A 22,899-nucleotide genomic window follows, 5' to 3' on the forward strand; every position below is an offset into this window, starting at 1 on the left:
AAGGTGGCCTTCACGGCTTTCACTCCAGGTCCGGGATCAGCTCCCCGATCAGCCGGATGCTCTTCAGCACCTTCTCGTGCGGGATGCCGCCGATCTGCTGCAGGCACATCAGCCGGTCGATGCCCAGGTCCGCGTACGCGCGCAGCTTCTTGCGGCACGTCTCCGGGCTGCCCACGATCAGCGAATCCTGCGCGCTCAGCACCTCGAAGACCTCTTCATCGCGCACCTGTTCGCCCTGCAGGATCCGGGCGATCAGCAAGTTCGCTTCCGACGGTCCGGTGGCCGCCTCGCCGCGGAGGAAGTCGCTCGTGAGGCCCGGGGACTTCATCAGCTCTTCGTTGCGGGCGTTGGCGCGGACGAACTCCGTCGCCGCTTCGAAGAACGTCAACGCCGTCACCGTGTACCAGGCCGCGGCCGCCGCCGCGCCGTTCTGCATCGCCTCCTCGTCCGTGTCCGCGCAGTGGACGAACGTGAAGAACCCGACCTGGTCGTTGACGAACGCCCCGACCGGCGACGTGCACTCCGCGGCCGCCGCGCGGTACAGGCCGATCAGGCGGCTCGCCCGCTCCAGCGACTCCCACATCGTCGTGCCCAGCACGCCCACCCCGCGGCGGCCCGCCTCCTCGAAGGACGCCGGGCTCGCCGCCGCCTGCCAGAGCGGCGGGTGCGGCTTCTGCAGCGGCTTCGGGCCGATCGGGACGTCGTCGACGCGGTAGTCGGCGCTCTCCCACGAGAACCGCTCGGACGTCCACATCTTCGGCACCATCTCGAACGCCTGCCGCGTCTGGGCGCGGGCGTCGTCCGGCTCGATGCCGAACAGGCGCCACTCCGGGATCGTCGACCGAGTCAGGCCGAGCTCCACCCGGCCACCGCTGAGGTGGTCGAGCGTCGCCGCGCGCTCGGCGACGCGGATCGGGTGGTTGAACCGCCCCGGCGCGAGCACCGCGGAGTGCCCGAGCCGGATCCGGCTGGTGCGCTGGGAAAGCGCCGCCAGCATCAGCTCGGGCGCGGACGAGAGGCTGAACTCCCCCGCGCCGTGGTGCTCGACCTGCCACCAGCACCCGTAGCCGAGCTCGTCGGCGAGGACGGCCTGTTCGATGGCTTGCCGGAACCGCAGCTGTTCGTGCCCTTCGGGCCAGGGCCGCGGGTTCTGGATCTCGTTGAACAGGTCGACTTTCATCCGCGGCCTCCGCTTCGTCGGGGTTACCGAGAAGGCAGACGCCGAGAGCGATCGGTCCGTTACGGATAGTCGCCCGGACGGAGTAGTTCATCAAGCCGGCCGAAAGCCGCCGCACGCTCGGTGCCGGGGTGGGTGTTCGGTCGCACCCATGGCGCAGGGGGGCACTCACCACGGCACCGGGCCGTCCTCGTTGAGGAATGCGCCGGTGGGGGTGTCCGCCCCCCGGGCGACCAGGTCGAGGATCACCTTCGCGCCCTGTTCGGCGGTTCGGGAGCCGGTGCGCCCGTTGAGGTCGGTCGCGATGTAGCCCGGCGTCACCGCGTTGACGCGCACGTGGGCGAGCTCGGGCCGGGCCGCGAACGCCGTCGCGTAGCGGACCGTCGCCATCACCAGTGCGCTCTTGGCCGAGGCGTAGGCGATCGTGTCCGTGGCCGCCGCGAAGGTGGATCCCGGTGCGGTCGTCAGCGCCAGGGACGCCGTCGTACTGGCGACGTTGACGATGTGCGGCCGCTCGGCCGAGCGCACCAGGGGCAGCAGGGTGTGGATCATCGTGACCGCGCCGAACAGGTTCGTCTCGAACGTCCGCCGCAGGTCCGCCGCCGTCAGCTCGGCCGGCTCGGTGCGGAAGACCGCGCCCGCGTTGTTGACCAGCACGTCCAGCCGCCCGTACCGGCGCCGGATCAGGGCGGCCACCTCCTCCGCGTCCGCCGTCGACGTGACGTCCAGCCGGACCGGCGTGACCGGATCCGGCAGCCGGGCGGCCGCGTCCGCGCCCTTGGCCGGGTCGCGGCTGCCGAGCAGCACCGTCAGGCCGAGCCGCGCGAGTCCCCGCGCGACCTCGAAGCCGAGTCCTTTGTTCGCACCGGTCACCAGTGCCACCCGAGAAGTGCTCATGCCGCGAGCCTGGGTCACCGGTGCCGGGCGGACCAGGCCGCGCCAGGGCCACCCGGACTATCGTGGCGATCATGACGAACCGCCTCGGCGAGTTTCTCCGGGCGCGGCGCGGGCTCGTCCGGCCCGCCGACGCCGGCCTCCCGGACCTCGCCGAGCGCCGGGTGCCCGGTCTCCGCCGCGACGAGCTGGCCGCGCTCGCCGGGGTCAGCCCGGAGTACTACACGCGGCTCGAACAGGGCCGGGACCGGAACCCCTCCGAGCAGGTGCTCACGTCGCTGGCGCGGGCCCTCCGGCTGGACGCCGACACCGAGGCGCACCTCCGGCAGCTCGTCCACTCGCCGCGCACCGGATCCGCCGGGCCCGAACGCCTCGCGCCCGGCATGCAGGAGCTGATCGAGGCCTGGCCGGACACCCCGGCGCTCGTCTGGGGACGGCATCTCGACGTGCTCGGCGCGAACGCCCTGGCCGTCGCGCTGGCGCCGCGCTACGCCCGCGGTACCAATCTCTTCCGCTCGTTCTTCCTCGACCCCGCGTCCCGCGCCCTGCACCCGGACTGGGAAGCGATGGCGGTCGACGTCACGGCCATCCTGCGCCGCCTCGTCGGCGCCGCTCCGGACGACGGGCGGCTGACCGGCCTGGTCGCCGAACTCACCGCCGGGAGCACGGCTTTCGCGCGGCACTGGGACCGCCACGACGCGCGGCGTACGACCACCGCCGTCAAGCGCTTCACGCACCCGGTGGCGGGCGAGCTCGAGCTGGCCAAGCACGCGTTCACCGTCCCGGGCGCCGACGAGCAGACCCTGGTGGTCTACCGGGCCGAGCCGGGCAGCCCGGCGGCGGACCGGCTGCGGTGGCTGGCGGCCTCGGCCGGTCCGGCCCACGATCGACCGGCGACCGGTGCTCCGGTCACTTGACGACAGCCGGGCGCTCACCGGCTGAGACGCCCGTCACGTCGGCGTGGCTCACTGCGCCGGAGTGCCGTCCGCCTGCCATCCTGTGCCGTCAGGAAGACAGGCGGACGGAGGCACCCGTGGGCGTCATCAGCTGGATCGTGCTCGGGCTCATCGCGGGCTTGATCGCGAAGGCCCTCATGCCGGGCAAGGACCCGGGCGGCTGCATCATCACGATCCTGCTCGGCATCGGCGGCGCCTTCGTCGGCGGCTGGGTCGGCAAGACCCTCTTCCACACGGACCTCGGCACCTTCTTCGACCTGCGCACCTGGGGTCTGGCGATCCTGGGCGCGCTGATCATCCTGGTCGGCTACCGGATGATCTTCGGCCGGAGCCGCCGCGACTAGTTGAGGCTGACGCCGTAGGCGCTCAGCGCCTCGCCGACCGGCTGGAAGAACGACGTCCCGGTGCCCTTGCCGGACGTGATGCCCAGGCCGACGCTGCCGGCGAACAGGCAGCCGCCCGAGTCGCCCGGGTTGACCAGCGCGTTGGTCTGGATCAGCTGCGACACCGAACCTTCGGCGTAGTTCACGGTCACGTTCGTCCGCGTGACCGAGCCCGACGTCAGGTGCGTGGTGCTGCCGCTCTTGCTGATCCGCTGGCCGACCGTCGCGGTGCCGGCGGAGCTGATCCGCTGCGTCGAGCCGTTCCACAGGGTGACCGCGCCCGGCGCGCTGCCGGTGTTGTTGCGGATCAGCCCGTAGTCGTTGCCCGGGAAGCTCGAACCCTGCGACGGGCCGACGTTCCACGTCGACACCGCGCGCGTGCAGTGGCCGGCGTCGACGATGTAGTTCACGCCGCCGCGGTTGGTGTTGAAGCCGACCGAACAGCGGGTGCCGCCGCCGGTGATGGCTTCGCCGTTGTAGATCGCGGCGTGCAGCTCGCCCGCGATCCGCTCGACCCGGACGCGGTCGCCGAGCGCGGAAGCGGCCTTCAGCACGGCGTCGGTGCCGCGCGCCGCGTCCGCCACGGTCAGCACGACCTGGTTGGTCTTCGGGTCGAGGCCGATCGACGTGTGCGCGACCGCCGGCAGCGCCTGCAGGGCGGTCTGCGCGTCCGCCAGCGCCGCGCTCGAGTGCTTGACCACGCGGGCCTGCGCACCGGCGGCGACGACCCGGTCGGCGGCCGTCCGGTCGAGCACGTTCACGACCGGCTTCGCGGCCGCGTCGAGGTAGCCGTCGACGGCCCGGGCACCGAGCGCGGTGGTGACCTGGTGCAGGGTTTCGACGCCGGCGGCTTGCGTCCGCAGGAAAGTGACGGCGGCGGACTCGCTGATCCCGGCGTCGGCCATCAGGGACGCGACCGCGTCGCGCTGCACGTCGGCCGAGTAGCCGTCGATCGTGACGGCGGCGGCCGGGCTCGTCAGGAAGCCGGCGACCGCGGCGGCGGCCACCAGGGTGGTGGCGGAGCGGGCGAGCAGGTGTCTTGTGCGCATGCCGGTACTCGCTTTCACGGGGAAACCGGCGCGAGGGATGGCCGCGCCGATCTCGGTGGGGTCCGGTGTTCCGGTGCGCCCGAGCGTGGTCCGCGGCCGGGACGAGGGGTACCGACTTTCGTCGTGCCGGACAAAAGATAGGTACCGGACAATTCGCCCCGCGCACAGTAACCGGACAGCGACTACCGCGATGACGGCCACGCGAGGTCGTCGATGGTCAGGAACGGTTCGCACGCCACCGCCGTCGGCGTGATCCCCGTGAACGCGCGGACCTCGCGGTGCAGGTGGGACTGGTCGGCGTAACCGGCGTCGGCGGCGACGAAGGCGGCCTCCTGGCCCGCCACCAGACGGTGCACCGCGTGGTCGAAGCGGACCAGCCGCGCCGCGCGCTTGGGCGGCAGGCCGATCTGCGCCTGGAACCGGGACCACAGGCGCTTGCGGCTCCAGCCCACTTCCTCGGCGAGCCGCTCGACGCGGACCAAGCCGCGCGTGCGAACCATCCGGGCCCACGCCCACGCGACCTCCGGGTCGGCCGCCGGTCCCCCTTCGAGACGGCGGACGAGCTCCGCCTCCGTCACCGCGAACCGCTCTTCCCACGACGACGTCTCGTTCAGCCGTTCGGCGAGCCGGGCCGCGTCCCGGCCCCACAGGTCGTCCAGGGCCGCGATGGCGCTGTCCAGCTCGGCCGGGCGGATGCCGAGGACCGCACCCGCGACCGCCGGCGGCAGGCGCACCTGGACGCAGCTGAAGTCCGCCGCGTGCCGCACCCGGGTGTCGCCGAACCCGAGCCCGGCGACGACGCTCCCCCGCCCGGCGGTGCCGGACAGGGCGATCGTTCCGGGACCGAAGACCAGGGCCAGGGTCACCGCCGGCGGCGGGATCAGCCGGAGGCCGGCCGGGGTGCGGCCGCGATCGGCGAACCCGGCCATCGTGACCCCGGGCAGCCGGCCGGGCGACGCCGGAAGCGCGACGTCCCACAGTGCTTCTTCCGGCCCCACGGTTCCCAAGCTACGCGGAACATTCGTCCAAGCCACCGGCGTCTCCGAGCGGCCAGGGTCGGCGCATGACGAACCTCCACACGACCGACGACGGCCCCCGCGACGCCCCGGTCCTCCTCCTGGTCCACGGGTCCGCTTCCTCGGTCCGCTCGTGGGACGCGCTGCTCCCCCTGCTCACCGGCACCCACCGCGTGGTCCGGATCGACCTCCTCGGCCACGGGCGCTCGGCCAAGCCGGACGACGCCGGGTACGGCGTCCCCGAGCAGAGCCGCCGGGCCGGCGAGGCGCTGGACCGGCTCAGCGTCGAGCACGCCGTGGTCGTCGGCCACTCCAGCGGCGGCCTGGTCGCCACCGCCCTCGCCGAGCAGCGTCCCACGCTGGTGACCGCGCTCGTGCTCGTCGACACCGGGTCGTGCCGCTGCCGGGTGTCGGCCACTCCCCCATGCTGGAAGACCCGCCGCGGACCGCCGATGCACTGCTGGCCTTCACCGGGTCGCCCACCAGAGCCCCGGCAAAGTCGCGTTTGCCGGGCGGGACGTCATGAAAGGGTCGTTCATGACGCTGGACGACAGGAAAGAGTCGTTCATGACGTCGCCCACCCCCGCCCAACGTCGCGAATGACTCATTCGGGACCTCCGGCGTCCCCAATGACTCATTCGCGACACCCGACTCCGCGCGCGAACGTGACTTTGCCGGAGCCCTGGGGTCGCCCACGCTCAGCAGGTAGAGCTCCGCACGTAACGTGCCGGCGCAATCGGTGAGCCCACGGACCGCGCATTCGCGACGTCACCGGAAAGTGTCAGCCGATGACGACGGCGAGTTCGGCCCAGACGGTCTTGCCGGTGTCGTGCCGCCACTGGCCCCACCGCCGGCTGCACGCGTCGACCAGCAGCAGCCCCCGCCCGCCGTCGATGTCCGGCGGCCGCGGCCGGGCCGGGCGCGGGCTGGCGTCGGTGACCTCGACCAGGAGGTGGCCGGCGTCCCGGGCGAGCCGCACCCGGACCGGGCCGGCGCCGTGGCACAGCGCGTTCGACACCAGTTCGTCGAGCACCAGCACCGCGTCGGCGAGGCTGTCCGGCTCCAGGGCGGTCAGCAGGTCCTGGGCCCACTCCCGGACCTGCGCCGGCTGGTCGGGGCTCGTGCCGAGCTCGCGCGTCGGGATCGTCCTCACACTCCTTCGAAACCTGTGTCGACTACCCACTTCCCGCGGCTCCCAAACAAGCCGCGGCTCGGCCCACGCGGCGGGGACCCGGGTGGCAGGATGTGTCCGGTGAACATGCGTACCAGGAACAACGTGGTCGTCACCGGTCGTGAGGAAGGGCCGACGGTCCTGCTGGCCCACGGTTTCGGCTGCGATCAGAACCTGTGGCGCCTCGTCGTTCCCGACCTGGCCGAGCGGTACCGCGTGGTGCTGTTCGACCACACCGGCGCCGGGCGCTCGGACCTGTCGGCCTGGACCCCGGAGCGCTACGGCACCCTCGACGGCTACGCCGACGACGTCCTGGCCCTCTGCCACGAACTGGACCTGCGGGACGTCGTGCTCGTGGGGCACTCGGTCAGCGCGATGATCGCGGTGCTGGCCGCCAACCGCGAGCCGGACCGGTTCGCGAAGCTGGTGCTGCTCACGCCGTCCCCGTGCTACATCGACGACGAGGACTACCGCGGCGGGTTCAGCCGCGAGGACATCGACGAGCTCCTCGAGGCACTGGAGTCGAACTACCTGGGCTGGTCGGCGGCGATGGCGCCGGTGATCATGGGCAACCCGGACCGCCCGGAGCTGGGCGAGGAGCTGACGAACAGCTTCTGCCGCACCGATCCCGCGATCGCGCGCGTCTTCGCGCGGGCGACGTTCCTCTCCGACAACCGCGCCGACCTGGCGAAGGTCTCCGTGCCGACGCTGGTGCTCGAGTGCGCCCAGGACGCCATCGCACCCCCGGAGGTCGGGCGGTTCACCCACGAGCGGATCGCGGGCAGCGAGCTGGTGACCCTCGACGCGATCGGGCACTGCCCGCAGCTGAGTGCGCCCGAAGCCACCGCGGCCGCGATCACGGCCTTCGTGAGCGGCCCATGATGTGCGAAGCCGGCGCGGGCGGCCGGGAGAACGCCGATCCGGCGTTTTCGGCGTTGCTGGAGGACAGCGCGGAGGATCTCTACGAGAACGCTCCGTGCGGGTACCTCTCGACGCTGCTGGACGGCACGATCGCGAAGATCAACGCGACGCTGCTCGGCTGGCTGGGCCACCGGCGCGAGGAGATCGTCGGGCGCCGCCGGTTCTCCGACCTGCTCACCGTCGGCGGGCGGCTGTACCACGAGACGCACTTCGCGCCGCTCCTGCGCATGCAGGGCGAACTCGGCGGCGTCGCCTTCGAGATGAAGACGGCGAACGGCGCCCGGTTGCCGGTGCTGGTGACCTCGACGCTCAAGACCGGCTCGGACGGCGAGCCGCAGCTGGTCCGCACCACGGTGTTCGACGCGAGCGACCGGCGCGCCTACGAGCAGGAGCTGCTGCGGGCGCGGGACGAAGCCGAGCGCGAGCGCGACCGGGTGCAGCGGCTGGCGAGGACGCTGCAGCAGACACTGCTGCCACCCAGATTGGCCGAAGTGCCCGGGATGGAGGTCGCGGCGTACTACCACCCCGCATCGGACGACCAGGTGGGCGGCGACTTCTACGACCTGTTCCCGGTCACCGGCGACACGTGGGGTTTCTTCCTCGGCGATGTGTCCGGGAAGGGCGCCCAGGCCGCGGTGGTGACGTCGCTGGCGCGCTACACGCTGCGGGCGGCGGCGGTGCACGACCCGGACCCGACCGTCGCGCTGGGCACCCTCAACACGGTGCTCCACCAGGAGTTCCACGGCACCGACCCGCGTTACTGCACCGTCATCCACGGCCGCGTCCGCCCGCACGGCGACACCGCGACGGTCACCCTGGCCGGCGGCGGCCACCCGCCGGCGTTGCTGATCCGGGCCGACGGGACGGCGACGTTCCTGCCGATCCGGGGCGGCCAGCTGGTCGGCGCCCTGCCCGGCGCGCGCTTCGCCGCGGTGGACGTGCGCCTGGAGTCCGGAGACACGGTGCTGCTTTACACCGACGGGCTGACCGAAGCCCGCACGCACGGCCGCACCCGCTACAGCGAGGAACAGCTGCGCGCCGACCTGACCGGCTTGGCTCCGACCACCGCGCCGACGGTGATCGAGGCGGTCACCGACCTGCTGGCCGGCTTCGGCGACGGCGTCGAGGACGACACCGCCCTGCTGGCGTTCAGCATCCCCCAGCACGGAGGCGACCAGCCATGACGAGCCCGTTCTCGACTTCGACCGGTTCGGCGGCCACGGGCCCGGTCCTGACGGTCCGCGGAGAGCTCGACGTGGCCACCGCGCCCCGGCTCCGCGCGCACATCGGCGAGCTCACGCTGGCGGCCGGGCAGCTGCTGGTGGTGGACCTGGCCGGGGTGACGTTCTGCGACTCCAGCGGCATTTCGGCGCTCATCGCGGCGCGGAACGTGGCCGAGGCGGCCGAAGCGAAGATCGCGTTGGTCGCCGTACCCGCCCGGCTCACGCGAACCTTCGCGCTGACGGGGCTGGCGGACTTCTTCCCGACCTACCCGACGGCCGAGGAAGCCATCACCGCCCACGGCTGACCGCCGGTCGCCGGCGCGTGGTGCGTCAGAGGCAGGGCGGCCGGTAGCCGTCGACGCGCAGGCCGCGGAACTCGAGCCGGTTGGGCGTCTTGCCGACGAACACCAGGCCGCGGGCCTCGGTCAGCGCCGAGGCGAACGAGTACGCCGGTGTGCCCAGCTCCGGCAGCGACGTCCAGGCCTGGGGCTTGAAGCTGAAGAACTTCGTGACGAGCTTCCCGCGGGTCGAGGGCACCAGCGTGAGCCACTTGTCGCCGCCGCTCCAGTGCGACGCCGGGCGCAGCTGGACGTAGAGGTCGTCGGTCGCGCGGTAGGTCAGCCGGAAGCCGGCCGAGTGCGAGAGATCGGCCTGCGCCTCGAACTGGTTGCCGAGCCACAGGACGGCCACGTGCCACTCGGCGTTCAGGAACTCCACCTTCGCCGTGTACCGGTGGCCTTCGCGGACAAGAAGGTTCCCGGTGGGCGGGACGGTGGTGCCCTCACCGCTGGCGAGCCACTGCTGGTAGCGGTCGATCGACGGCGTCGAGCACTCGCAACCCGGCCGCGGTGATGCGTCCACCGGGGGGCTGACCAGGGAAAACAGGAGAAGGGAGGCGAAGATCGCGAGCGTCCGGGCGAAGGCGAGGCGCATGCGGGGAAGCTACCAGACCGGGTGTGCCGTGCGTCACGGAATGCGAGTCGATCTCGGGCGCTACAGAGGGGTAGGAACCGTACGAATCCCTAGGGAGGGCCCATGTCCGCCACCACCACGCCGGAGGGAACGTCCACCACCCCGGTGGTGCCCGCGCTCGACGACTTCGACTTCGATCTCTCCGACGGCGCGGCCTGCCGCATCGACGACCCGGACTGCGAAGCCTGCCAGTGAACCCGGCGCCCCGGTGCGGTCCACACCGCGCCGGGGCAGGGTGGTCTCCAGCGGCCTCGAGTTCCACCACCGGCACTCCTGAGCGCCGGTCAATCCCCGAAGGCGGCCCAGGCCACCTGGACGAAGCTGCGGACCAGCGGGCTCCGCCCGGCCTTGGGCCACGCCACGACCAGGTCGCTCGGCGGCCGGTCCGCCAGCGGGACGACGACCAGCCCGGCCGGCAGCGGCTGGTCGACCGGGGCCAGTACCGTGGTTCCGTTCCACAGCACCGCCTGCAGGCATTCCTGGACGGTCCGCAACACCGGCGCCGCGTCGTCGGGCGCGCCGCCGGTCCAGTAGGCGATCCAGCCGGGGTCGGTCCCGTCGGGCAACCGGACCCACCGGCGCCCGTTCAGCCCGGCCGTCGGTACCGAGCGGCAGCCGGCGAGCGGGTCGTCGTCGCGCACGACGACCCCGACCGGCACCGAGCGCAGCACCTGCGTGCCGATTCCCGTGGTGTCGAACGGAGTTCGCGTCAGCGCGACGTCGACGAGCCCGGCGCGCAACCCCGCCGTCGGGTCGCCCAGATCGGCTTCGTGGACGCGGACGTCGACGTGGGGGTGCCGCTCCCGGAACAGCGGGACCAACCGGCCGCCGACGTGCTCGGCGGCGTCGGCCAGGGTGCCGACCGTCAGGCGCGCCGCGCCCGCCGCGGCGGTCACCCGGCCGCGGATCCGGTCGGCCTGCTTCAGCAGCGCGTCCGCTTCGCCGTAGAGCGCCGTGCCGGCGGGCGTGAGGGTGACGCCCTTGGGCGTGCGGTCGAACAGCGCCGCGCCGAGCTCGTCCTCCAGCTGCCGGATCGCCCGGCTGAGCGGCGGCTGCGTCATGTGCAGGCGGCTCGCCGCCCGGCCGACGTGCCGCTCGTCGGCCACGGCGACGAAGTACCGGAGCGAACGCAGATCCACCACAACACGATACCCGCGCGGTATCGGGTCGACCGAGCCGGACTTGGACGTCCCCGCTGCCGCGGAGAACGATCACCGGTATGACTCCCACGATCGCGTGCTACCGGTACGACACGACGCAGGCCCTCTTCGACCGGACGGACGTCGAGGTCACGACGGCCGCCACGCTGCCGGAGATCTTCGAGCGGGTGGCCGGCGGACGCGAGTTCGACGTCGGCGAGCTCGGGCTGACGTTCTACCTCCGGCTGCTGGAGTCGGACCTGCCGTACGTCGCGCTGCCGATCTTCCCCAACCGGGTGTTCCGGCACTCGTGCGTCTTCGTCAACACCCGTTCGGGAATCACCGGACCGGGTGATCTCGTGGGCCGGACCATCGGGGAGTTCGGCACCTACGGCCAGGACTCCGGCGTGTGGGCCAAGGGAATCCTGAGCGACGAGTACGGCTTCGAGCCCGCGGCGAACAAGTGGGTGATCGGCGGGATCGACCGCCCCTCGGCGCCGTTCGGCTTCATCCCGCACCCGCACCCGGACGACGTCTCGGTCGTCCCCGCGGACCGGGCGCTCGGCGACCTGCTGGCCACGGGCGAGATCGACGCGCTGTTCTCGGCGAACGTCCCGCAGTGCGTGCTCGACGGCAACCCGGACGTGGCCCGGCTGTTTCCCGACTTCGAGCCCCTGGAGCGTGCCTACCACCGGCGCACGGGGATCTTCCCGATCATGCACGCAGTGGTGATCCGCCGCGAGCTGCTGGATCAGGCCGCCGACGTCTACCGGCTGTTCTCGGAGGCCGCGACGTCGGCCGCCGACCGGTACCGGCGCGACCGCCGGCTGTACCAGGTGCCGACGATGGTGCCGTGGATGAACGCCCTGGTCGAGCGCAACGAGTCGCAGTTCGGCGAGAACTGGTGGCCGTACGGGATTTCGGCCAACCGCGCGGTGTTGGAGACGTATCTCCGTTACCACTACGAGCAGGGTTTGTCTTCACGGCTTTGGGCGGTCGAGGAGGTCTTCGCGCTCCTCGACACGTGATTTTTTGTCGGTGGTGCGAGGTAGCGTCCGGCGCATGGCACTTTCCGTGGAGGAACGCGAGCAATTCCTGGCAGAACCCCACATCGGCGCGCTGTCGGTGGCGGAGCGGCCGGACCGCGCGCCCTTGACGATCCCCATTTGGTACCAGTACACCCCGGGCGGCGAGCTCTGGGTGCGCACCTCACCGGATTCCCGCAAGAAGAAGGCGATCGACGCGACGGGGCGGTTCAGCTTGATGGCGCAGCGAACGGCGCCGACGGTCCGGTATGCGACGGTGGAAGGGCCGGTGGCGAGGACGGAACCGGACACCCCGGAGCGGGCAAGGGAGATGGCGGCGCGGTACTTGCCCGAGGAGAAAGTGGACGGTTACCTGGAGTTCGAGCGGACGCAGATCGGGGAACACGTCGTGGTGTTCTTGCGGCCCGAGCATTGGCTTTCGCTGGACATGGGGGCGGTGTGAGCGCTGTCCACACCCGGTGCGCGAACCCTCGCTCAGTGATAAGGCGCCTCGCGCGGAGCCTGCCGCGCCCGCGGAGCCTGCGCACGCGGCGGCTGTCCACGCTGGGCCTGCGCGCGCGGCGACTGTCCAGGCTGGGCCTGAGCCCGTGGTGGCTGCCCACGCGGTACCTGCGGCCGTGGCGGCCCCTCGCCCGGCCGCCGCGCCGGCGGACGAGCCCCGGCCGGGCGAGGGGCGCGCTCGCGCCTCTCCGGCTCGGGCTCGGGCTCGGGCTCGCGGGCCCGGGATGGACGGTTCGCCCACGAGTCGAACAGCACGATCACCCCCGCGAACACCGCGCACCCCAGCCCCAGTGCCACGTTGACCAGAGACCCGATGATGCCCGCCACCAGCAGCACCGGCAGCACCGCCATCAGGCAGAACGGATCGATCCGGCCGAACTTCGGGCGGGACGGCCCCTCCCGGGGACTCACCGCGCGACCTCCGCTTTCCCTCGCGCCATGGTCGAAGTATGCAACTCCCAGCCCGAACCGGCCACCATCAGCCCTGGGAAATCCGGACAAAGTGCAGGATTCACCGCCCAGTCCCCCGCAAAGCCGTCTCGACTTCGCCGCCGGTGAGCCGCCGGGGGCCGACGTAGTACAGCACCGTCCCCGCCGCCAGCTCCGCGTCCCAGCCCGGGTTCACCACCAGGTCTTCGCCGGTGCGCGCGGCCAGCACCGTCGCGCCGTACGCGCGCCCGAGCGCGATGCGGCAGTGTGACGCCGGCAGGCGGCCGAGGGACTCCGGGAGCGCCACCGAGAACGTGTCCGCTCCCCCGGCGGTCATCAGCTCCGTGTAGACCTCGGCGATCCCCGGCGACGTCAGCTCCTCGGTCACCATCCGCGGCGTGTGCCACTGCACGCAGCGGATCCGCGGGTCCACGTACCGCACCAGCTCCGCCCGCTCGAGGTCGCGCAGCGTGACCACGACGTGCGACGCCGGGCTCGCGTGGTCCACCGTGACCGCGACCGCCAGCGCCTCGTTGTCGTCGGCCACGTCGACCAGGACGGCGGCCGCGCGCGGCACGCCCGCCCGCTCCAGCACCTCGGCGGCCGTCGGCTCGCCGCGGACGAACTCCACCGGCTGCCCCGGCATCGGGTGCACCGGCACCTCGGCGCAGAGCACCAGCCCGGTCACGCCGTCGGCCAGCAGCTGGGCCACGATCCGCTCGGTCCGCCCGGCCGCGTACCCGATCAGCACCGTGTGCCCGGTCGCCCGCACCGCCTCCGTCCCCTGCATCCGCCGTCCCTTCGCCTGTTCCAGCACCGACGCGAGCCTCGTGAACACCGTCGTCAGCGTGGCGAGCCCGCCGGCGATGACGTACGCGCCCACGACGTGCCCGGCGGCCGTCTCGGGCGAGAAGTCGCCATACCCGACGGTGGTCGTCGTGACGACGAAGTACCACCAGTAGTTGCCGGGCCGGACGAGCTCACTGCCGGCCGGTTCGGCGAGCGCCATCAGCGGCCAGCTCGTCGCGAAGACGACCACCACCACGGCGACCGGCAGGAGCCGGCCCCGGTTCGGGAGCCAGCGCGCGAACAGCCGCGAGAGGAAGAACGTCACCGACCCTCCTCACCGGCCTCGGGTCACCGGTCCCGACACCCGATCACACGGTGCTACCAGGCACAACGATCTTTACCGGACCGTGACGGCGGCCCGGACCGCCGGACAGAAACGGACAGGATTCCCCGGTTCCCCGGGAAGAACTCGCGTTCCGTGGTGCACTGTCGCCGGTCCCCCGAGCGCCGAAAGAGGTACGCGCATGAGGAAACGGGTCGGTTCGACACTCTTGGCCGTGGCGGTCGCGTGCGGCGTCATCGCCGCTGCGCCGGCCACGAGCCCGGCGTCCGCGAGCCCCGCGCCGCCGCAGCTCGAGTTCGCGAACCCCGTCAGTCAAGCCTTGTTCGGCACCGCCTACCGCGAAGCGCTGGACAACCTGCTGCGCACCAACACGATCGGTTACGACGCGAAGTACGACAAGAGCGGCCTGCTCGACCCGGCCACGGGCCTCGTCCGCGCGGGCGGCGGGTACGCCCAGCCGTGGACGCGCGACGCGTCGATCAACAGCTGGAACGCGACCAGCCTGCTTTCCCCCGCGCTGGCGGAGAACACGCTGTGGGCGGTCGTCGACCAGGACGCCGGCGGCGCCCTGCGCGTGCAGCAGGACGACCAGCAGTGGGACCAGGTCGTCTGGACGACCGCCGCGTGGCACCACTACCTGGTCACCGGCGACGGCGCGTTCCTCGAAAACGCCTACCGCACCACGGCGAACACGCTGACCATCCGCGAACACGCCACCACGGCCGGCTTCAACGCGACGTACGGGCTGTTCACCGGCCCGTCGTTCTTCAACGACGGCATCGCCGGCTACCCCGCACCGCCCGCAGACGCCACCGAATCGGTCAGCACCGGGAGCTCGCCGTGGCCGGGCGTGGCGAGCGGAATGTACTTGAGCACCAACGAGGTCTACTACTCCGCCTACGTCAACGCCGCGAACATGGCGGAGAAACTTCGCCGTCCCGCCGCGGAGGTCGCCGGCTACCGGGCCAAGGCGAACGCGCTCAAGGCGGCCGTCAACCAGTACTTCTGGAACGCGAAGACCGGCCTGTACGACTACCAGCTCCTCGCCGACGGCAGCCGCGGCGCCTACCAGGAAGGCACCGGGCTGGCGTTCGCCCTGCTCTTCGGCATCGCGAACCCGGCCCAGGCGCGGTCGATCCTCGCCCACGCCCAGGAGATGCCGTGGGGCATGCCCGACACGTTCCCGAACTGGGACCGCTATTCGGACGCGCAACCGGGCCGCCACAACGCGATCGTCTGGCCGCTCGTCCAGGGGCTGTGGGCGAAAGCGCTGGCCGGACAGGGTGACCAGAGCGCGTTCGCGTCGGAAACCGCGCGCCTGGCCAAGCTGGCGGACGGCAACAGCGGGTTCTGGGAAATCTACAACGGCCACACCGGTGTGGTGGACGGCGGCTACCAGCGGCTCGGCGACACCGTGAAGTTCCACTGGGGCTCCGAACCCGACCAGACCTGGTCGGCCACCGCGTTCCTCGACATGATCCACACCGGCCTGTTCGGGCTGACGTTCACCGACGGCGGCCTGGCGTTCGCGCCGGACCTCCCGGCGGGCTGGGGTGACGTCACCCTCCGGAACCTGAGCTACCGCAACGCGAACCTGACGATCACGCTGCGCGGTGCGGGCACCAAGGTCGGCTCGTTGACGATCGACGGCCGCCCCGCGCCCGGGAACACGGTCCCGGCCACGCTGAGCGGAAGCCACACCATCGCGATCACGCTCACCGGCGCGGCCGTCGCCGACCGCGACGGCGACCACGTGCCCGACGCGGCCGACCGGTGCGCCGACACCGCGGGCACCGTCGACGGCTGCCCTGCCCCGGGCCACCTCGAGGCGGAGGACGCGGTGAACACCGGCGGTGTGAAGACGAACGTGAACCACACCGGCTACTCCGGCCGCGCGTTCCTCGACGGGCTCTGGGCCCAGGGCGCGGCGTCGTCGTTCACGCTGCACCGCACGTCGAGCGGCTCGGCGACGGCCGCGATCACCGCGCGCTACGCCAACGCGAACGGCGACGCCCGCACGATGACGCTGTCGGTGGACGGCCACCCGCTGCGGCAGGTGAGCTTCCCGAAGGTCTCCGACAGCTGGGACGCGTGGGGCACCGTGACGTTCGCCGGCATCCCGCTCACCGGCCGGGACCCGGTGGTCACGCTGTCGTACGCGGCGGGTGACACGGGGTCGATCAACCTCGACTGGCTGTCCGCCACCCCGGCCGCTCGTTGAGGTACGCCCGCACGGCCGGTCCCCGCTCCGGCCGTGCGGCGGGTGCGATCGCCGGAGCCGTGTCACTCGAACCGGTGAACTGCCCGCCCGGCCGTCATAGTCGCGCGAAGCAGCCCTCTTGGTGTTCGTTCGCGGTGGCCGGGCGGCACGCCCCCCGACCGGCCGGTCACCGCGCACACGCACCCCGGCCCCGCATACTGGACGGGTGAGCGAACCGATCCCGCTGTTCCCGGTCACCCGCGTCGATCCCGGGCGGTTCGCGGCCACGCAGCACCGGCTCTTCACCGGGATGCGGCTGCGGATCGGCCGGTCCGGCGTCGCCCACCGGGTCGCGTGGGTGCCGTGGCTCGACGACCTGACGCTGCCCGCGCCCGCCTGCCACCAAGGGTGGTCCGGGCTCGGCGCGGCGGGCGAGATCACCCCGGTCGACCTGCCGGTGACCTGCCGCAAGTGCCTGCGCCTCGGCGGCGAACCGGACGATCCCGCCCAGCACACGCTCTTCGCGCTGCCGGAGCCTCGCTGACCGGTTAGGCGCGGGCGGGCCGGGTACTTCGACCGGATGACGGAGAACCGAGACCCCGGTGGCCCGGTCCGGCAGTTCACCGCCGACCTGGTCGGCGCCGCGACGGCCGGGGCGTACGACGAGGTGGCCGACGCGCTGGGCGTGCTCGCCCGCGCCGGCTCGCCGCACGTTCCCGCCGAGATCGTCGGGGAGCTGGTCGGCCGGTGCGCGTCCGTGGTGCGCGCCCGTCACCCGGCCGATCCCGGGTCGATCTTCACCATCGCCGTGACGGACGAGCAGGAGCGGCCGGTCGAGGTGGAGCGGCTGCCGCCCGGGCCGCTCGCCGCGCTGCGCGCCCTGCTCGCGGCCCTCGGCGACGACGGAGCGAGCCGCGACATCCAGGTGGAGCTGGCCACCCGCGGGCAGCCGGAGGACGTCGTCGGCGTCGTGATCCACCTGCTCGTGTGGCTCGTCGAACTGTCCGACAGCTCCGCGGCGCTCCCGTCGCTGAGCTGTTTCACCCCCTGACCGCCCATCCGGCGGGCCGCCGGCTCCGAATGCCCCACGCCCGCGTCGCCGCCGCGAAAGGAAGTCCCGATGAGCACGGTGCCGGACGGCACGATCGAGGTCAGCGGCTCCGCCGGCGAGACGGTGATCGTCCGGGCCCAGGGGGCGCCGTCGGCGGAAGACTTCGCCGCCGCGCTCGCCACCGCGGCCGGTGGCGCGCCGAGCGTGCTGGTCGACCTCACCGGCGTCGAGCACTTCACCACCGAGGCCGTCGCGGCGCTGATCCCCCACCTGCGGGGCGCCGGCTGCCGGATGATCGTCACGGCGTCGGCCACGGTCGAAGGCAAGCTCGCCCGGCTCGGGCTGGCCGGAATCGTCGCGCCGGCCACGAAATCCGTCACCCGGGCGGCTCCGCCCGGGTGAGCCGCGGCCGGCCGGGTGCGCTTCAGTCCGAGCGCCGGGCCCGGTCGGTGCGCCGCCGGTTCTCCTTCTCCAGCGCCGTGACGAGGTCCTCTTTGGACATCTGCGACCGGCCGGGGATGCCGAGCTGCTTGGCCCGCTCGTAGAGGTGCTGCCGGCTCGCCGTCGCGTTGACGCCCCCGCGCGTCGGCTTGGCCGGCTGCCCCGCGCCCCGGGCGGCCTGCTCGTCCGACGGGCCGCGCTCGGGCTTGGGCTCCCAGTGGTCGCCGACCTTCTCGAAGGAGTGCTTCAACGCCGAGTACGCCGTCTGCTGGGCGCGCCGGCCGGGTCCGTAGGTGCGCAACGCCGAGTCGTGCGCGGCCACCCACGTGTCCTGCGCCTTGCGCGGCGATCGCAGCAGCGTGCTGGGCAGGTCTTCGCGTCCGGGCATGCCGGTGCGGCTACCCGTCCGATCCCGGGGCCAAACCGGTGATCTCCTCGTCGATCAGCAGGCCGGGGTCGAACCGCATGCCGGCGAAGTGGCCGGCCAGCTCGAGGGAGAGCGCGCCGTGCAGGCGCGTCCAGAACGACAGCGCGCGGTGCAGCACCGCCGCGGGGGCCGGGTGGTCGCCCGCCCACTCGCGGTGGTCGTCCAGGTGGGTGTCGAACGGGGTCACCGGGCCGCCGGTTGCCGGCACGCCGCAGGCTTCGATGAGCACCGCCATCACCTCGTGCGAGATCGCCGTGGTGTCGTCGGGGGCGTGGTAACCGGGGACGGGCGTGCCGTAGATCAGGAAGTACCGCTGGGGGTCTTCGCGGGCCCAGTCCCGGATCACGTGCGCCAGGCCGGCCAGGTCCGCCCCGCCTTCGTGGGCCGCGCGGACAGTGTCGGCGACGCTGCGGTACGCGTCGCGGATGAGCGCGGTGATCAGCTCGTCCCGGTTCGCGAAGTACCGGTAGAGGGCCGGCCCGCTCATCCCCACCTTCTTGGCGATGGCGTTGAGAGACAAGGCCGGTACGCCCGCCTCGGCGATCTGCGCCCACGCGTGCTGCTTGATCTCCGCGCGCACCTGCGCGCGGTAGCGCTCGCGTGAGCTCGGCCCTGCGTCCACCATGAGCGGCTCCTTCCCGACTGGTTAGAGGCTATCACTTTTCTTATTGACACTAAGCCATGGTGCGTTATAGCTTCTAACTACAGCAAGAGCCACTAACTAACCGAGGAGAAGCGCCATGTTCGAGACCACCCGGCTGCGGTCCGCCCTGCTCGCCGTTCCCTTGGCCGCCGCGGCCCTCATCGCCGCTGCCCCGGCGGACGCGGCCACCGCGAGCCCGCTGACCTGCCGCGGTCAGGGCATCGATCCCACCGCCCAGCTGCACCACCGGACCGAGACGTTCGTCAAGGCGTCCCCGAGCACCGTCTGGCAGGTGCAGATCGGCGTGGCAGAGTGGCCGGCCTGGCAGGCCGCGGTCATCAGCGTGCAGCGGCTGGATCCGGGTCCCCTGCAGCCGGGCTCGCGGTTCCGCTGGACGACGCCGGCCCCGGCGACGCCCTCGTCCCCCGCCACGACGCTCGTCATCACGTCCACCGTCGGGCAGGTGCAGGCCGAGCGGTGCATCCGCTGGACCGGTCCGGCGATCGGCGACGGCCTGCGCATCGACCGGGGCGTCCACGTCTGGACGTTCACGCCGGTCCGGGGCGGCGTCGTCGTCCGCACGGAAGAGAGCTGGACGGGCGCCCAGATCGAGGCCGACCCCGCCACGGCCATCAAGTACCTCGCGCCCGGCCTCGACCGCTGGCTGGCCGACCTCAAGACCGCCGCCGAAGCCCGTCACTGCTGATCTCGAAGGAGAATGCGATGTCTGCACCCACTCGCCCGTCGAAGGCCGTGCTCGTCGCGGCGTGGGCGTTCCCGGTCATGGTTCTCGGCCAGTTCGCGTTGCTCGCCGGCATCCCGGTCGCGATCGTGCTGGCCCGCACCCCGCGGTCCCGCGCCCCGCGGTCCCGCGCGGCCCGCTGGTGGAGCGGCTTGATGGCGGCGGGCTACGTGGTCCCGCTCGCCGTCTGGCTCCTCGGGCCGAGCACGGCGCCGAGCCTGTCGAAATCCCTCAGCCCGGTGGCGACCGGAGTCATCACGGCGGTGGGCGCGGTGGCCGCCGTCGGGTTGCACCTGGTGCGGCGGCGCGCCGCGGCGCCGGTCGGGAGCCGACCGGCGCCGCGTACGCCGAGCACTACTTCGTGAAGGTGAGGCAGTTGGCGGAGTGCCCGCCCTCGCCCGGGCCGACCCGGACGCTCGAAGCCGTGCACTCCAGCGAGGAGTTGTGCCGGCAGTCGGCCCGCGAGCAGGCACCCACCTGGGCCACGACGCGGTCGAGGCCGCCCTTCGTGTTCAGCGGGACGAAGGTGCCGCAGTCCGCGGAACCGTTGTCCCCGCCGACGGTGATGGCGAAGGCGTGGCAGCCGTCGTGGTTGTAGGAACAACCGCTGACGGTGCATTCGTGGACGGCGGGCATTTCGGTGGTGGTCATGCGCGGCTCCTGGATCCGTGGCGGGAAATCAGTTCGGTTTCCCGACGCTGCCACCGGTTCCGGGGTAGCGCAATTCGCGGCAACTCGGCCGGGTGGTCCACTCCGCACGCCCGGGTGAGATCCGCTCAGCGCAGTGGCTCGAGCGCTTTCGCCAGCGGCTCCAGCACGGCCGGGGTGTGCGGCGGCGGCAGGTAGACGATCGCCAGATCGAGGCCCGCTTCGCCGAGTGCCTCCGCTTCGGCCGCGACCTTGGCGTAGTCGCCGTCCGGACCGAGGCGGACGTGCGAGGACAGCGTGATCTCGCCCGGGTCGCGGCCGATGTCCGCGCAGTGGCGGTGCAGCACGTCGCGCTTGTGGGCGAACTCCTCGGGCGTGCCGCCGACGAAGTTCCAGTGCTGGGCGTACTTCGCGGCCGTGCGCAGGGTGCGCTTCTCGCCGCTGCCGCCGATGCAGATCGGCGGGTGCGGCTTCTGCACGCCCTTCGGTTCGCAGCGGGCGTCGGTCAGCTGGTAGTGCTCACCCTGGAACGTCGTCGTCTCCTGGGTCAGCAGGCCGACGAGCACCTCGCAGCCCTCCTCGAAGCGGTCGCTGCGTTCCTTGACCGAGCCGAGCCGCATGCCGTACGCGCCGGACTCCTCTTCGTTCCAGCCGGCGCCGATGCCGATCTCCAGCCGTCCGCCCGAAACGATGTCGAGCGTCGCGGCCATGTTCGCGAGCAGCGCCGGGTGGCGGTAGTGGATCCCGCTGACGAGCGTGCCCAGCCGCAGCCGCCGGGTGGCCTGCGCGAGCGCGGTGAGCGTGACCCAGCCTTCGAGGCACGGCCCGGTCGGATCGGAGAAAATGGGGTAGAAGTGGTCGAAGGTCCAGCCGGACTCGAACAGGTCGATCTCGTCGGCGGCCTGCCACACCGCGAGCATGTCCGCCCAGACGGTGTCCTGGGGCGAGGTCTTGATGGCGAATCGCATGATCCTGATCGTAAACCTGGAGTTCCTCCAGGACGGTGGTCGCTCGATCCGGTGAAGCGCCCCATCCCGCCGCCGTCCCCGGGTACCCCCTCGGAAACGAGGAGGAGACGATGCCCGACAACGAACTCCCGGGGTTCCTGATCATCGGCCTGATCTTCGTGATCGCCGACGGCCAGATCCTCTACCGCGGCGGCCGCCGCTACTTGAGCGGCCCGGACGGCGGTGAAGGGACCGGCTCGATGGCGTGGATGGTGGTGACGGTCTTCCACCTGGTCGCGTTCGGCGTGCTGGCCCTGCTGTCGGTGGTGGGCCCGGGCTGGTCGGGCTCGACGGCCGCGCTGGTCGGCCGGCTGGGCGTGTTCCTGTTGCTGCTGGCGGTGGCCCACGCGCTGACCCTGGCGGTGCTCGGGCGCCGCCGCCAGGACACGATCGTCGAATCCCACTACGAACGGGAGATCGACCGGCCGGCCGAGGTGTACGTGCAGCCGGTCGCCGAGGCCCCGATCGAGCAGACGACCGTGACGCCGGTGCCCGGGCAGAGCGGTCCGTCGCCGCGGGTCAGCCCGGACCTCGGGAACCACGGCCCCTACCGGGCTTGAGATCCCTCGGCCGGGCGCCGGTGAACCGTGGTGGTCACATGACTCTACGTGTTCGCCGGCGCCCGTCCAGGTAATCACTCGTCCGTGTCTGATCCCCGCTGAACCTCCTCGAATGCCGCAATGCGTACTACTCCGCGTCGGCAGATCGTGGAAACCCGAGCCGGCGCGTGACCGCATCGAGTTGTCCTCGAACCGGAAGATCACGTTTCGCACACCACCGGAATCCTCGTCGCCGCAAGGAATCCTTGCCCCACCTGGCGATTTTGATAGCGTGGCCGGGCTTCCCTCGCCGCCGGGTCCCGTCCCGATGCGGCGTCTCCCCGTTTTCCCTTGCGGCGAAAGGACTTCTTCATGCGCACGACCCTGCTCCGAGCCGGGAGCCTGGCCGGGGTGACCGTCGCCGTTCTCGCCGGCTCCACCGGCGTCGCCACCGCCGGCGACGCCGTCGCCGGGTCCGCCTTCGGCGCGTCGGCGAGTGTCTCCCTGCTGCCCGGGGTCCTCACCGACGGCCAGGGCAGCACCGTCGACACCGGGCAGCTGGCGAAGTCGAGCAGCGCCGGCCCCGCCGAGGCGAGCGTCGCCGACGTCCCGCTCAAGGGGCTCGTCACCGCGAAAGCCATCAGCAGCGCGGTCGTCGACGGTGCCGGGTCCGTGGCCGCCAAGGCGAGCCTCGCCGAAGTGACGCTGCCCCTGCTCGCCGCGGCCGCCGGGCGTGTGCCGTCGATCCGGCTGATCAGCGCGCGCTGCGCGTCGGCCGACGGGCACGTCACCGGCAGCAGTGACCTCGCCGGCGTCGACCTCGGCCGGCTCGGCACCCTGCCCGCCGCCACCTCGCCCAACCGGAAGCTGGGCATCCCCGGCGTCGCCGAGGTGATCGTCAATGAGCAGCTCCAACGCTACGACGGCTCCCTCGAAGTGACGGCCCTGCACGTCAAGCTGCTCGGCGGCAAGACCACCGGCGCGCTCGGCAGCGGCGACGTCAAGCTCGCGTCCGTCACCTGCGGCCCCTCGAAGGAACGCGCCCCCGAGGCGCCGCCGCGCCCGACCGGGCCCGGGCAGGTCGTCGTCATCCCCGCCGGTGCCCCGCAGACCGGCGACGGCAGCCTCGCCGGCGAGGGCTGAGGCGATGCCGCGCCGCGCCCTCCTCATCGCCGTCTCCGCGCTGCTGCTC

30 protein-coding genes are annotated in these 22,899 nt (G+C 72.3%); 17 read left to right on the forward strand and 13 right to left on the reverse strand.

All coding sequences use genetic code 11. The features are described 5' to 3' along the window. Positions 1-19: 19 nt before the first annotated feature. Together AB0N03_RS47875 and AB0N03_RS47880 are read right to left on the reverse strand one after the other, a co-directional pair. A complete protein-coding gene (locus AB0N03_RS47875; protein WP_364387410.1) occupies positions 20-1,180 on the reverse strand; it encodes an LLM class flavin-dependent oxidoreductase in 1,161 nt (386 codons plus the stop codon). A gap of 165 nt (positions 1,181-1,345) precedes the next feature. Continuing rightward, positions 1,346-2,074: an SDR family NAD(P)-dependent oxidoreductase gene (locus tag AB0N03_RS47880; protein ID WP_364387412.1), complete on the reverse strand. Its 729-nt coding sequence runs from the start codon at positions 2,072-2,074 to the stop codon at positions 1,346-1,348. A 71-nt stretch (positions 2,075-2,145) separates the two neighbouring features. Between AB0N03_RS47880 and AB0N03_RS47885 the strand changes: the two genes are divergently transcribed. Both AB0N03_RS47885 and AB0N03_RS47890 read left to right on the forward strand, forming a co-directional pair. Beyond that, on the forward strand, positions 2,146-2,988 hold the full coding sequence (locus AB0N03_RS47885; RefSeq protein WP_364387414.1) for a helix-turn-helix domain-containing protein: 843 nt from the start codon (positions 2,146-2,148) through the stop codon (positions 2,986-2,988). Between the two features lie 116 nt (positions 2,989-3,104). Then, positions 3,105-3,371 carry a GlsB/YeaQ/YmgE family stress response membrane protein gene (locus AB0N03_RS47890; protein ID WP_364387416.1) on the forward strand — a complete coding sequence of 89 codons (267 nt, stop codon included), beginning with the start codon at positions 3,105-3,107 and terminating at the stop codon, positions 3,369-3,371. On the opposite strand, the gene AB0N03_RS47895 is transcribed toward AB0N03_RS47890, so the two are convergent. Together AB0N03_RS47895 and AB0N03_RS47900 are read right to left on the reverse strand one after the other, a co-directional pair. After that, positions 3,368-4,459, reverse strand: coding sequence for a S1 family peptidase (locus AB0N03_RS47895; protein WP_364387418.1), 1,092 nt, complete (start codon positions 4,457-4,459; stop codon positions 3,368-3,370). The two genes, AB0N03_RS47890 and AB0N03_RS47895, sit on opposite strands and share 4 nt — an antisense overlap. Before the next feature lie 182 nt (positions 4,460-4,641). Next, positions 4,642-5,457 (reverse strand): helix-turn-helix domain-containing protein, encoded by an 816-nt coding sequence (locus AB0N03_RS47900; RefSeq protein ID WP_364387420.1) that lies wholly within the window; start codon positions 5,455-5,457, stop codon positions 4,642-4,644. Between the two features lie 65 nt (positions 5,458-5,522). Here AB0N03_RS47900 and AB0N03_RS47905 point away from each other — a divergent pair, with 65 nt between their 5' ends. Continuing rightward, entirely contained in the window at positions 5,523-6,218 is a 696-nt protein-coding gene (locus AB0N03_RS47905) for an alpha/beta fold hydrolase (RefSeq protein ID WP_364387421.1), read from the forward strand. 38 nt (positions 6,219-6,256) lie between these two features. On the opposite strand, the gene AB0N03_RS47910 is transcribed toward AB0N03_RS47905, so the two are convergent. Then, positions 6,257-6,628 (reverse strand): ATP-binding protein, encoded by a 372-nt coding sequence (locus AB0N03_RS47910; RefSeq protein WP_364387423.1) that lies wholly within the window; start codon positions 6,626-6,628, stop codon positions 6,257-6,259. 90 nt (positions 6,629-6,718) lie between these two features. Between AB0N03_RS47910 and AB0N03_RS47915 the strand changes: the two genes are divergently transcribed. The 3 genes from AB0N03_RS47915 to AB0N03_RS47925 are packed head-to-tail and all read left to right on the forward strand — an operon-like array spanning position 6,719 to position 9,095. Next, positions 6,719-7,528, forward strand: coding sequence for an alpha/beta hydrolase (locus AB0N03_RS47915; protein WP_364387425.1), 810 nt, complete (start codon positions 6,719-6,721; stop codon positions 7,526-7,528). Then, positions 7,525-8,751, forward strand: a complete 1,227-nt coding sequence (locus AB0N03_RS47920; RefSeq protein WP_364387427.1) for a SpoIIE family protein phosphatase — start codon at positions 7,525-7,527, stop codon at positions 8,749-8,751. Before AB0N03_RS47915 ends, AB0N03_RS47920 begins: the two co-directional genes overlap by 4 nt. Continuing rightward, on the forward strand, positions 8,748-9,095 hold the full coding sequence (locus AB0N03_RS47925) for an STAS domain-containing protein (protein WP_364387429.1): 348 nt from the start codon (positions 8,748-8,750) through the stop codon (positions 9,093-9,095). Before AB0N03_RS47920 ends, AB0N03_RS47925 begins: the two co-directional genes overlap by 4 nt. A 25-nt stretch (positions 9,096-9,120) precedes the next feature. Here AB0N03_RS47925 and AB0N03_RS47930 read toward each other — a convergent pair whose 3' ends face one another. Beyond that, positions 9,121-9,723, reverse strand: a complete 603-nt coding sequence (locus AB0N03_RS47930; RefSeq protein WP_364387431.1) for a hypothetical protein — start codon at positions 9,721-9,723, stop codon at positions 9,121-9,123. Positions 9,724-9,825: 102 nt separating this feature from the next. Here AB0N03_RS47930 and AB0N03_RS47935 point away from each other — a divergent pair, with 102 nt between their 5' ends. Next, positions 9,826-9,957, forward strand: coding sequence for a hypothetical protein (locus AB0N03_RS47935; RefSeq protein ID WP_364387433.1), 132 nt, complete (start codon positions 9,826-9,828; stop codon positions 9,955-9,957). An 89-nt stretch (positions 9,958-10,046) separates the two neighbouring features. On the opposite strand, the gene AB0N03_RS47940 is transcribed toward AB0N03_RS47935, so the two are convergent. Next, positions 10,047-10,901: a LysR substrate-binding domain-containing protein gene (locus tag AB0N03_RS47940; protein ID WP_364387435.1), complete on the reverse strand. Its 855-nt coding sequence runs from the start codon at positions 10,899-10,901 to the stop codon at positions 10,047-10,049. Between the two features lie 80 nt (positions 10,902-10,981). Between AB0N03_RS47940 and AB0N03_RS47945 the strand changes: the two genes are divergently transcribed. Then, on the forward strand, positions 10,982-11,929 hold the full coding sequence (locus tag AB0N03_RS47945; RefSeq protein WP_364387436.1) for a 4,5-dihydroxyphthalate decarboxylase: 948 nt from the start codon (positions 10,982-10,984) through the stop codon (positions 11,927-11,929). 34 nt (positions 11,930-11,963) lie between these two features. Continuing rightward, positions 11,964-12,389 (forward strand): pyridoxamine 5'-phosphate oxidase family protein, encoded by a 426-nt coding sequence (locus tag AB0N03_RS47950; RefSeq protein ID WP_364387437.1) that lies wholly within the window; start codon positions 11,964-11,966, stop codon positions 12,387-12,389. Between the two features lie 32 nt (positions 12,390-12,421). Here AB0N03_RS47950 and AB0N03_RS47955 read toward each other — a convergent pair whose 3' ends face one another. Together AB0N03_RS47955 and AB0N03_RS47960 are read right to left on the reverse strand one after the other, a co-directional pair. Continuing rightward, entirely contained in the window at positions 12,422-12,859 is a 438-nt protein-coding gene (locus AB0N03_RS47955) for a hypothetical protein (RefSeq protein WP_364387439.1), read from the reverse strand. Positions 12,860-12,959: 100 nt separating this feature from the next. Beyond that, positions 12,960-13,991, reverse strand: a complete 1,032-nt coding sequence (locus AB0N03_RS47960) for an ion channel (RefSeq protein WP_364387441.1) — start codon at positions 13,989-13,991, stop codon at positions 12,960-12,962. A gap of 199 nt (positions 13,992-14,190) precedes the next feature. Here AB0N03_RS47960 and AB0N03_RS47965 point away from each other — a divergent pair, with 199 nt between their 5' ends. The 4 genes from AB0N03_RS47965 to AB0N03_RS47980 all read left to right on the forward strand — a co-directional run bounded on the left by AB0N03_RS47965 (position 14,191) and on the right by AB0N03_RS47980 (position 17,662). Continuing rightward, entirely contained in the window at positions 14,191-16,230 is a 2,040-nt protein-coding gene (locus AB0N03_RS47965) for a glycosyl hydrolase family 65 protein (protein ID WP_364387443.1), read from the forward strand. A gap of 205 nt (positions 16,231-16,435) precedes the next feature. Next, the gene (locus tag AB0N03_RS47970; protein ID WP_364387445.1) at positions 16,436-16,753 is read left to right on the forward strand and encodes a hypothetical protein; all 318 of its coding nucleotides are present in this window, start codon (positions 16,436-16,438) and stop codon (positions 16,751-16,753) included. Positions 16,754-16,789: 36 nt separating this feature from the next. Further along, positions 16,790-17,260 (forward strand): hypothetical protein, encoded by a 471-nt coding sequence (locus AB0N03_RS47975; RefSeq protein ID WP_364387447.1) that lies wholly within the window; start codon positions 16,790-16,792, stop codon positions 17,258-17,260. 69 nt (positions 17,261-17,329) lie between these two features. Beyond that, positions 17,330-17,662 (forward strand): hypothetical protein, encoded by a 333-nt coding sequence (locus AB0N03_RS47980; RefSeq protein WP_364387449.1) that lies wholly within the window; start codon positions 17,330-17,332, stop codon positions 17,660-17,662. A 22-nt stretch (positions 17,663-17,684) separates the two neighbouring features. On the opposite strand, the gene AB0N03_RS47985 is transcribed toward AB0N03_RS47980, so the two are convergent. Beyond that, on the reverse strand, positions 17,685-18,089 hold the full coding sequence (locus AB0N03_RS47985; RefSeq protein WP_364387451.1) for a ChaB family protein: 405 nt from the start codon (positions 18,087-18,089) through the stop codon (positions 17,685-17,687). 10 nt (positions 18,090-18,099) lie between these two features. Continuing rightward, positions 18,100-18,753, reverse strand: a complete 654-nt coding sequence (locus tag AB0N03_RS47990) for a TetR/AcrR family transcriptional regulator (protein WP_364387453.1) — start codon at positions 18,751-18,753, stop codon at positions 18,100-18,102. 115 nt (positions 18,754-18,868) lie between these two features. Between AB0N03_RS47990 and AB0N03_RS47995 the strand changes: the two genes are divergently transcribed. Further along, complete coding sequence (locus AB0N03_RS47995) at positions 18,869-19,477, forward strand: SRPBCC family protein (protein WP_364387455.1); 609 nt, start codon at positions 18,869-18,871, stop codon at positions 19,475-19,477. Positions 19,478-19,494: 17 nt separating this feature from the next. Then, positions 19,495-19,878, forward strand: coding sequence for a hypothetical protein (locus AB0N03_RS48000; protein WP_364387456.1), 384 nt, complete (start codon positions 19,495-19,497; stop codon positions 19,876-19,878). On the opposite strand, the gene AB0N03_RS48005 is transcribed toward AB0N03_RS48000, so the two are convergent. Next, positions 19,868-20,164, reverse strand: a complete 297-nt coding sequence (locus tag AB0N03_RS48005) for a DUF1540 domain-containing protein (RefSeq protein WP_086673666.1) — start codon at positions 20,162-20,164, stop codon at positions 19,868-19,870. The two genes, AB0N03_RS48000 and AB0N03_RS48005, sit on opposite strands and share 11 nt — an antisense overlap. Before the next feature lie 125 nt (positions 20,165-20,289). Beyond that, a complete protein-coding gene (locus AB0N03_RS48010; protein WP_364387458.1) occupies positions 20,290-21,129 on the reverse strand; it encodes an LLM class F420-dependent oxidoreductase in 840 nt (279 codons plus the stop codon). A 110-nt stretch (positions 21,130-21,239) separates the two neighbouring features. On the opposite strand from AB0N03_RS48010, the gene AB0N03_RS48015 reads away from it, so the two are divergent. Together AB0N03_RS48015 and AB0N03_RS48020 are read left to right on the forward strand one after the other, a co-directional pair. Next, complete coding sequence (locus AB0N03_RS48015; RefSeq protein WP_364387460.1) at positions 21,240-21,728, forward strand: hypothetical protein; 489 nt, start codon at positions 21,240-21,242, stop codon at positions 21,726-21,728. 351 nt (positions 21,729-22,079) lie between these two features. Further along, positions 22,080-22,850 carry a choice-of-anchor P family protein gene (locus tag AB0N03_RS48020; RefSeq protein WP_364387462.1) on the forward strand — a complete coding sequence of 257 codons (771 nt, stop codon included), beginning with the start codon at positions 22,080-22,082 and terminating at the stop codon, positions 22,848-22,850. Positions 22,851-22,899 lie beyond the last annotated feature (49 nt).

The organism is Amycolatopsis sp. NPDC051061 (genome assembly GCF_040682935.1).
Classification (GTDB): Bacteria; Actinomycetota; Actinomycetes; order Mycobacteriales; family Pseudonocardiaceae; genus Amycolatopsis.

Excerpts from the sequence above, each read along its gene's own strand:
- AB0N03_RS47875 (WP_364387410.1), bottom strand. The coding sequence starts at position 1,180 with ATGAAAGTCGACCTGTTCAACGAGATCCAGAACCCGCGGCCCTGGCCC.
- AB0N03_RS47880 (WP_364387412.1), bottom strand. The coding sequence starts at position 2,074 with ATGAGCACTTCTCGGGTGGCACTGGTGACCGGTGCGAACAAAGGACTC.
- AB0N03_RS47885 (WP_364387414.1), top strand. The coding sequence starts at position 2,146 with ATGACGAACCGCCTCGGCGAGTTTCTCCGGGCGCGGCGCGGGCTCGTC.
- AB0N03_RS47895 (WP_364387418.1), bottom strand. The coding sequence starts at position 4,459 with ATGCGCACAAGACACCTGCTCGCCCGCTCCGCCACCACCCTGGTGGCC.
- AB0N03_RS47905 (WP_364387421.1), top strand. The coding sequence starts at position 5,523 with ATGACGAACCTCCACACGACCGACGACGGCCCCCGCGACGCCCCGGTC.
- AB0N03_RS47915 (WP_364387425.1), top strand. The coding sequence starts at position 6,719 with ATGTGTCCGGTGAACATGCGTACCAGGAACAACGTGGTCGTCACCGGT.
- AB0N03_RS47920 (WP_364387427.1), top strand. The coding sequence starts at position 7,525 with ATGATGTGCGAAGCCGGCGCGGGCGGCCGGGAGAACGCCGATCCGGCG.
- AB0N03_RS47925 (WP_364387429.1), top strand. The coding sequence starts at position 8,748 with ATGACGAGCCCGTTCTCGACTTCGACCGGTTCGGCGGCCACGGGCCCG.
- AB0N03_RS47930 (WP_364387431.1), bottom strand. The coding sequence starts at position 9,723 with ATGCGCCTCGCCTTCGCCCGGACGCTCGCGATCTTCGCCTCCCTTCTC.
- AB0N03_RS47935 (WP_364387433.1), top strand. The coding sequence starts at position 9,826 with ATGTCCGCCACCACCACGCCGGAGGGAACGTCCACCACCCCGGTGGTG.
- AB0N03_RS47945 (WP_364387436.1), top strand. The coding sequence starts at position 10,982 with ATGACTCCCACGATCGCGTGCTACCGGTACGACACGACGCAGGCCCTC.
- AB0N03_RS47950 (WP_364387437.1), top strand. The coding sequence starts at position 11,964 with ATGGCACTTTCCGTGGAGGAACGCGAGCAATTCCTGGCAGAACCCCAC.
- AB0N03_RS47965 (WP_364387443.1), top strand. The coding sequence starts at position 14,191 with ATGAGGAAACGGGTCGGTTCGACACTCTTGGCCGTGGCGGTCGCGTGC.
- AB0N03_RS47975 (WP_364387447.1), top strand. The coding sequence starts at position 16,790 with ATGACGGAGAACCGAGACCCCGGTGGCCCGGTCCGGCAGTTCACCGCC.
- AB0N03_RS47980 (WP_364387449.1), top strand. The coding sequence starts at position 17,330 with ATGAGCACGGTGCCGGACGGCACGATCGAGGTCAGCGGCTCCGCCGGC.
- AB0N03_RS47985 (WP_364387451.1), bottom strand. The coding sequence starts at position 18,089 with ATGCCCGGACGCGAAGACCTGCCCAGCACGCTGCTGCGATCGCCGCGC.
- AB0N03_RS47990 (WP_364387453.1), bottom strand. The coding sequence starts at position 18,753 with ATGGTGGACGCAGGGCCGAGCTCACGCGAGCGCTACCGCGCGCAGGTG.
- AB0N03_RS47995 (WP_364387455.1), top strand. The coding sequence starts at position 18,869 with ATGTTCGAGACCACCCGGCTGCGGTCCGCCCTGCTCGCCGTTCCCTTG.
- AB0N03_RS48000 (WP_364387456.1), top strand. The coding sequence starts at position 19,495 with ATGTCTGCACCCACTCGCCCGTCGAAGGCCGTGCTCGTCGCGGCGTGG.
- AB0N03_RS48005 (WP_086673666.1), bottom strand. The coding sequence starts at position 20,164 with ATGACCACCACCGAAATGCCCGCCGTCCACGAATGCACCGTCAGCGGT.
- AB0N03_RS48010 (WP_364387458.1), bottom strand. The coding sequence starts at position 21,129 with ATGCGATTCGCCATCAAGACCTCGCCCCAGGACACCGTCTGGGCGGAC.
- AB0N03_RS48015 (WP_364387460.1), top strand. The coding sequence starts at position 21,240 with ATGCCCGACAACGAACTCCCGGGGTTCCTGATCATCGGCCTGATCTTC.
- AB0N03_RS48020 (WP_364387462.1), top strand. The coding sequence starts at position 22,080 with ATGCGCACGACCCTGCTCCGAGCCGGGAGCCTGGCCGGGGTGACCGTC.